Below are 6,856 nucleotides of genomic sequence, written 5' to 3'. Positions count from 1 at the left end.
GGCGGGAGCCAGGGGGGTGCTCATCGGACGGCCTCCTTGGGCTGGTTCGGCTGGTTCGGCCGGCTGGGCTGGCTGGGCTGGCTGGGCTGGCTGGGTATGTCGGCGCCGCCGGTCAGGGCGAAGAAGACATCGTCGAGGTCGGGGGTGTGCACAGTCAGCTCGTCGGCCTCGATGCCGGCCGAGTCCAGCCGGTCGAGGATGGAGCGCAGCTCGCGCTGGCTGCCATCGCTCGGGATCTGCAGGGCGAGGGATTCGTCGTCCCGGGCCGCCTCACGCAGGGCGGAGGCGGCACTCTGGTACGCGGCCGGGTCGGTGAAGCGGAGCCGGACGTGTCCGCCGGGGACGATCCGCTTCAGCTCCTCGGCGGTGCCCTGGGCGGCGATCTTGCCGTCGTTGAGCACGGCGATGCGGTCGGCGAGCTCGTCGGCCTCCTCCAGGTACTGAGTGGTGAGGAAGACGGTGACGCCGCCCGTGACGAGCTCGCGGATGATCCGCCACATGTTGTGCCGGGAGCGTGGGTCGAGGCCGGTGGTCGGCTCGTCGAGGAAGATGATCCGCGGGTTGCCGACCAGGGTCATGGCGATGTCGAGGCGGCGCTTCATGCCGCCGGAGTAGGTGGATGCGGGCTTCTTCGCGGCCTCGGTGAGGTCGAAGCGCTCCAGCAGCTCGGCGGTGACCTGCCGTCCTTCGCGCTTGGAGAGGTGGTGCAGGTCCGCCATGAGGAGCATGTTCTCCTCGCCGGTGATCAGGCCGTCGACGGCGGAGAACTGCCCGGTGACTCCGATCCCGGCCCGCACGGCCTGCGGGTCGGTGGCGAGGTCGTGACCGCCGACGCGGAGCCGGCCACTGGCGGAGTCGGGGGAGATGAGAGTGGAGAGGATCTTGACGGCGGTGGTCTTGCCGGCGCCGTTCGGGCCGAGCAGGGAGAAGATCGTCCCTTCCGGGACGGCCAGGTCGACGCCGTCGAGGACGACCTTGTCGCCGTAGGACTTGCGCAGCCCGTTCGCCGCGATGGCCAGGTCGGTCATGAGAGGTGCCCCCCTTGTTGGTGGCTTTGGCGGCTTTGGTGGCTGCGGATTTACAGGCTGCGGGCGGTGATGTCGCCCTGGGAGGTGGTGGCGCGGATGTCGAGCTCGGCGGTGCCGTCGTTCTTGAGGGCGTTGCTGATGCGGCCGTAGCCGGTGCCGGCGTCCAGGGCGGCCGAGACTCCGGCGGCGGCGACGACCGAGATGTCGCCGGACTGGGTACGCAGCACGACCGTGCCGCGTACGGCCTCGGCGATCCGGATGTCGCCCCTTGCGGTGCTGATCTCCGCGGGGCCGCCCAGCCGGCCGACCTCGACGTCGCCGTCGATCACGGTGAGGCGGAGGCTCGCGGCCTCGTCGATCTTGATCTGGCGGTACGCGCCTTCGAAGGTGACGTCGCCGAGGCGTCCGACGCCCCGGAGTTCGGCGCTGGCGGCCCTCGCCTCGACGCGGGAGCCGACGGGCAGCTGGACAGTCACCTCGACGGATCCGGAGTTGCCGAGGATCCGGTTCTTCGCTTCCGGGGCCTCGATCCGCAGGACGCCGTCGCTGTAGGCGAACTCGATCTCCTCGGCCGCCTTCACGTCTCGGCTCTTGGAGGCGTTGGCGGGCAGGACCTCGACCGTGGTGTCGGTGCGGTCGGCGGCGATGAACTGGATGCGTCCGGCGGGGATGTCCAGGACGGCGGTCACCGGGGCGGGGGTGTCGAACTTCTGCATCGTGCGCTCCTTTGGGTTCGTCGTTTCCGACATCGAAAAAGCTACGTTGCATTCGAAGATCCCGCAACGATGTCGTTGCACTTAACCTCAATTAATGCAGGTCAAGGACGAGCAATCATTGCAATGACCTGGAATCTAATGCAACATTGCAGCCTACTCGTTGCAATGGAACGAAGATGAAAGCTATGCTTCAGACACCACGAACCACGGAGGAGACCACGATGCCGGGAGGCAGGCTCACTCAGCAGGAACGTCAGCAGATCGCGCTGGGACTGGCCGACGGCCTCGCCTACGCGGAGATCGCCAGACGCCTCGACCGCCCGACCTCGACCATCACACGCGAGGTCATGCGCAACGGCGGCCCCACCGCCTACCGCGCCGACCTCGCCCACCGCGCCACCGAACACCGCGCCCACCGTCGCAGGCAGGCCGCGCCCCGAGGGCCGGAGGCGCCCCCGCAGGCCTACGGACGCGACCCCGAGGCGGTGCGCGAATACGAGGAGACCTTCACCACCGCCATGATGCAATCGGGCGCGCCCAAGATGATGTCCCGGGTGCTGGCCTGCCTCTACACCAGCGACACGGGCAGTCTCACCGCGTCCGAACTCGTCCAGCGCCTTCAGGTCAGCCCGGCGTCCATCTCCAAAGCGATCTCGTTCCTCGAAAGCCAGGGCTTCGTCCGCCGGGAACGCGACGAACGCCGCCGCGAGCGCTACGTCGTCGACGACGACATCTGGTACCAGTCGATGATGGCCAGCGCCCGGTCCATCGCCCAGATCGTCGAGATCGCGCGGCAGGGCGTCAGCATCCTCGGCCCCGGCACCCCGGCCGCCACCCGCCTTGAGAACACCGCCCGCTTCCTCGACTTCGTCTCCGAGAGCACCGCCCGCGCGGCGGACCAGGCCCTCGAAGTCCTCCACACGAAACCCGAAACGACCTCGGACGGCACTGCCACGCCCAGTTCAGACCGCGGATAGACAACCGTCTTGCCCAGGCCGGCGGAGACAGGGTTGGTTTACGGGAGTCCGCTCAAGGACGTCCGTTCAGGAGCGTCCGTTCCCGGGCGTCAGCACTCGCGTACTCGTCTGCTGATAGATCACCGAGCTGCGGAAACTCACCACCTCCCGACGCGCGCTGAACCGGTCCATGAGGAACGCGTGCAGTTGCTCGATGTCCGGCACGGCCACGTGGACGACGAAGTCGTCGTCGCCGGAGACCACGAAGACGGAGACCACCTCGGGCAGTTGGGCCAGATACGCCTCGAAGCCGGAGATCACCTCCCGGCTCAGCGGACGCAGCCGCGCGAACACCAGCGCCTGGAGGGACAGGCCCAGCATGCGCGGCTGCACGGCCGCGTGGTACCCGGTGATCACACCGCGCGCCCTCAGCGCCCGGACCCGTTCCAGGCAGGTGGAGGGCGCGATACCGACCAGGCGGGCCAACTCCCGGTTGGTGAGCCGTCCATCGCGCTGAAGATGACGGAGGATCGCCGAATCAATGTCGTCCATGGCCGTCATTCTCAGCGAGGAACCGAATTTGGTTCGGCGCTTCCCCCAAACCCCCGCATCCCAGCCTAGATTCCCTGACCATCCGCCGGATGCGAAGGGACCCACGCCTCGATGACGCCCACCACGCCCACCACGCCCACCACACCTGCCGCCGCGCCTGTGCTGCCCGCCGCCGCCGACCACTACGACGGGTTCCTCTCGGAGCACTACACCTGGATGCTGGGCGGCGACCTCGGCGCGCTGGCCGACGCCCAGCGCGCGCAGTTGTCGGACTGGGGCGTGGTTCCCGTGGTGCCGGGCCCGGCCCCGGCCGCCGGTTCGCTGGCGGTGGACCTGGGCTGCGGCCCCGGCCATACGAGCCTGGCCCTGGCCGAGTCGGGCTTCGACCTGGTCCTCGCGGTCGACCTGAGCCAGTCGCTGCTGGACGAACTGTCGGCGCACGCCGCCGACATACCCGCGGTCCGCCCCGTACGGTCCGATCTGCGCACCGCACTGCGGGACCTGGTCCGGCCGGGCTCGGCGGACGCGATCGTCTGCCTGGGCGACACGCTCACCCACCTCCCGACCAGGGGGGACGTGGCCGCCCTGCTGAACGACATCGCCGGCGCGCTCGCGCCCGACGGAACGGCCGTCCTCTCCTACCGCGACCTGACCGTCCCGCTCACCGGCACCGACCGCTTCCTGCCGGTCCGCTCCGCCGAGGACCGGATCATGACCTGCTTCCTGGAGTACCCGGACGACTACGACGACTACACGGTCGTCGTCCACGACCTGATCCACACCCGTTCCGCCCCCGAGGGCGCCTGGACCCTGCACGCCCGCAGCTACCGCAAGCTGCGGCTCGCCCACGCGTGGGTGCTGGAGCAGTGTCGTACCGCGGGACTCCGGGTCGTCCGGGACGAGACCGGCCCCGGGGGCGCCATGCGGACGGTGATCCTCCGACGTGCCGTGTGATGCCACCGCCCGGCTCGGCACCACCCCGCGATAATCAGGGCATGGCCACTCCCCGCACACGAGCCACCACGTGAACGACACCGACGCCGACACGGACACCGACGCCGGGCGGCGCCTCCTGCTCGACGTACTCGCGATCGGCGCCCCCTACGCCCTGGCCCTCTCCGGCGACCACGCGGTGCAGGCACATGGCCTGGTCGAGCATCTGGTCGAGGGGCCCGCGCCGGGAGCCCTGGAAGTGGCGACCGAAAGCCCCGAACCCATGGAGACGATCACGGCCGCGGTCCGGGCCGGCCTGGAGGAACGGGGCTGGCGCGTACGCCACCGGGAAACGAACCCCCTCTCCGCCCGGCTGATCGTCACCGACCCAGCCACAGGCGGGGACCACACGCTCGACATGCTCAAGGAAACCCTCTGGCGCCCACCTGTCCTGACCGCCCTCGGCCCGGCCCTCTCCCTCGAAGACGTCATCGGCACGAAGGTCCGGGCCCTGACCGACCGAGGCCTCGCCCGCGACCTCGTCGCCGTCCACGCCGCCGCGGACCTCTGGAGCCTCACCGAACTGGAGGAACTGGGCCGCCGCCACGCCCTCGACGCCTTCGACCTCACCGACCTCCAGTCCCGCCTGGAGGGCATCGAGTGGCTCGGCGACAGGGAATTCACTCGCTCCGGTCTGGACGAACAGGCCATCATGGCCCTCCGCCAGTGGGCCCAGTCCTGGGCCGACGACATCGCGGAACGCCTCCTGGAGGAGGAGGCGCTGAGGCCACCGCCCGACGAATGACCCCCGGGAGGACCGTGAGCAGACACCCGATCTGCCCGGACGACCTCGTCACAGAACTGAACGGCGCAGCGGGCCAGAAGAAGATCACGGCGCCGCTGAAGAGGTACCGGGCGCTGAAGCGCCAGGAGTTGTCGTCACGACCAGTGGACGGCCAGCGTCAGGAACAACGCGCTGGCAACGCCTCCGGCAGCGCTTCGTATCCGGCAAGGTAGAGCCTGACGCGGCACTGGTCTTCGGCCTGGACGAAAACCTGCTGCCCCCAGTAGCTGGTGAGGCAGTGCCCGACAGCAACCAGCCGACGGCGGTCTTCCGTCGTGTACGCCGGGAAACGTGCCCAGCCCTGGTCGGAAATCTTGTTGCCGAGTTCGCTGAACAACACAGCGCGAAAGCGCTGCTCTTCGGCCTCGGTAAGCGGTGTGGTAGCACCCTCCGCAGGCCGCAACCGGACGTTGTAGAGGTCTCGTATCACGGTGCGGCTCACTATCTGCTCAAGGTCCGTTCGTAAGAGCCTACCGACCCAGTTTGATCACGGGCCCTCGGCGCTCAGTGCCCTGGATGTCGCAGAGGAGGGCAGCGAGGGCGGTGGCGGGGACGGGGAGTATTCGGGTGGGGTCGTCACTTTCCCGGAGGAGCAACGTGGCGTCTTTGTGGGCGAGTTCGACGCAGTTGCTTCCGTCGGTCCCGCTGGAGAAGGTCGACTTCTGCCACTGAGTCACGTCTCACAGCTCCTTGGTCAGGCGGTGGATGTAGTCCCGGGACCGAACCGGATCCAGAGACACCCCCTCCACCTTACGAAAAAGCGTTCGCATGGACCGCAGTTGTGATGCCGCATCCATGAAGGCCGGCCCTTGGGGAGTGTCTCGCTGGGCCGTGTCCAACGCGGGAACCCGGCCACCCGCGTACAGCAACTCCGCGCTGGCACCGGCGAATCCGTCAACGTCGAACGGGATGAGCCGCACCGTAACGTTGTGCGCCTCTGACTGGGCGAGGAGCGAGTCGAGTTGGTCTCGCGCTACCCGCCGGTCGGCGACTCGCGTACGCAGCACCGGCTCATGCAGCACGACCTCGTACGGGCACCTCGCAAGCACCGCCTTGCGGCGCATCCGGTGCTCCACTCTTGGCTTCACCTCGCTTTCCGGGAGTTCCGGGCGCCAGTAGGTGATGACGGCCCGCGCGTACTCCTCGGTCTGGAAAAGGCCCGGGACATGCGCAGTCGAGATCTCCTCGATGAACGTCGCATGGTGTTCCAACTCAGCCAGGTCCAGGAACACCGGCGGCAGCACACCCCGGTAGTCCTCCCACCACCCCCGGCTCCGATCCGTTGCCATGCCCACGAGGGCCTCGATCAACTCGCGGTCCGTACAGGCGTAATGCGCCGCCAGCCTGCGTACACGCTCCTCGTTGATCCCGGCATTCCCTGCCTCGAACTGGCTCATCTGGGCCGGATTGACACCCAGCAGGCCTGCCGCGTTCCGAGAGGACAGGCCTGCGGCCTCCCGAAGTCTGCGCAGCTCAGTGCCTAGGCGAACCTGGCGAACGGTCGGCTGGATCCTCGCCGGCATACGACTCTCGCTTCCCCAACAGCCAACGTTCCGGGCGGGGGTGGGACGCCCCGATCGGGTGCAAGGCTACGCGAACGACTTGCAAGGGCTAAACATTTCCCCCTACCGTCAGTGATGCGACGCACACACTGCGAAACACCGGGACCCCCGGAAGCACACCGCCCCGCCCTGCCACGGCGGCCGCGGCAGAGCCACCGCCCGCGACCACAGCGCAGCCCAGCTCTCCAACCCCCCACTTCCAGACCAGGAGTTACCTATGCCCGAAACCGAGGAACCCACCGCACCCACCGCACCCACCGCACCC

General features: G+C 68.6%; 9 protein-coding genes. 3 read left to right on the top strand and 6 right to left on the bottom strand.

Annotated features, from left to right (window positions below; genetic code table 11):
* Positions 1–20 precede the first annotated feature (20 nt).
* Both FPZ41_RS43605 and FPZ41_RS43600 read right to left on the bottom strand, forming a co-directional pair.
* Positions 21–1,028, bottom strand: a complete 1,008-nt coding sequence (locus FPZ41_RS43605; protein WP_152870100.1) for an ATP-binding cassette domain-containing protein — start codon at positions 1,026–1,028, stop codon at positions 21–23.
* A gap of 50 nt (positions 1,029–1,078) precedes the next feature.
* Positions 1,079–1,744, bottom strand: a complete 666-nt coding sequence (locus FPZ41_RS43600) for a DUF4097 family beta strand repeat-containing protein (RefSeq protein ID WP_152870098.1) — start codon at positions 1,742–1,744, stop codon at positions 1,079–1,081.
* A 221-nt stretch (positions 1,745–1,965) separates the two neighbouring features.
* Between FPZ41_RS43600 and FPZ41_RS43595 the strand changes: the two genes are divergently transcribed.
* Positions 1,966–2,721, top strand: coding sequence for a GbsR/MarR family transcriptional regulator (locus FPZ41_RS43595; protein WP_152870096.1), 756 nt, complete (start codon positions 1,966–1,968; stop codon positions 2,719–2,721).
* Between the two features lie 66 nt (positions 2,722–2,787).
* Here FPZ41_RS43595 and FPZ41_RS43590 read toward each other — a convergent pair whose 3' ends face one another.
* Entirely contained in the window at positions 2,788–3,252 is a 465-nt protein-coding gene (locus tag FPZ41_RS43590; RefSeq protein WP_194236434.1) for an Lrp/AsnC family transcriptional regulator, read from the bottom strand.
* A 111-nt stretch (positions 3,253–3,363) separates the two neighbouring features.
* Here FPZ41_RS43590 and FPZ41_RS43585 point away from each other — a divergent pair, with 111 nt between their 5' ends.
* Entirely contained in the window at positions 3,364–4,206 is an 843-nt protein-coding gene (locus FPZ41_RS43585) for a class I SAM-dependent methyltransferase (RefSeq protein ID WP_228023405.1), read from the top strand.
* A 70-nt stretch (positions 4,207–4,276) separates the two neighbouring features.
* Positions 4,277–4,990, top strand: a complete 714-nt coding sequence (locus FPZ41_RS43580) for a nucleotidyl transferase AbiEii/AbiGii toxin family protein (RefSeq protein ID WP_322621489.1) — start codon at positions 4,277–4,279, stop codon at positions 4,988–4,990.
* Positions 4,991–5,147: 157 nt separating this feature from the next.
* Here the strand turns inward: FPZ41_RS43580 and FPZ41_RS43575 are convergent, their stop codons facing one another.
* From FPZ41_RS43575 to FPZ41_RS43565, 3 genes are read right to left on the bottom strand one after another with little or no spacing between them, the layout of a single operon-like run.
* Positions 5,148–5,459 (bottom strand): hypothetical protein, encoded by a 312-nt coding sequence (locus tag FPZ41_RS43575; protein ID WP_322621488.1) that lies wholly within the window; start codon positions 5,457–5,459, stop codon positions 5,148–5,150.
* A gap of 40 nt (positions 5,460–5,499) precedes the next feature.
* Positions 5,500–5,706 carry a DUF397 domain-containing protein gene (locus FPZ41_RS43570; RefSeq protein ID WP_322621487.1) on the bottom strand — a complete coding sequence of 69 codons (207 nt, stop codon included), beginning with the start codon at positions 5,704–5,706 and terminating at the stop codon, positions 5,500–5,502.
* Between the two features lie 3 nt (positions 5,707–5,709).
* Positions 5,710–6,552 (bottom strand): helix-turn-helix domain-containing protein, encoded by an 843-nt coding sequence (locus FPZ41_RS43565; RefSeq protein WP_131568862.1) that lies wholly within the window; start codon positions 6,550–6,552, stop codon positions 5,710–5,712.
* Between the last annotated feature and the right edge of the window lie 304 nt (positions 6,553–6,856).

Source organism: Streptomyces acidicola, assembly GCF_009377235.1.
Classification (GTDB): domain Bacteria; phylum Actinomycetota; class Actinomycetes; order Streptomycetales; family Streptomycetaceae; genus Streptomyces; species Streptomyces acidicola.
The sequence above is the reverse complement of the archived record's forward strand: the minus strand, read 5'-3'. Positions and strand labels throughout refer to the sequence as shown.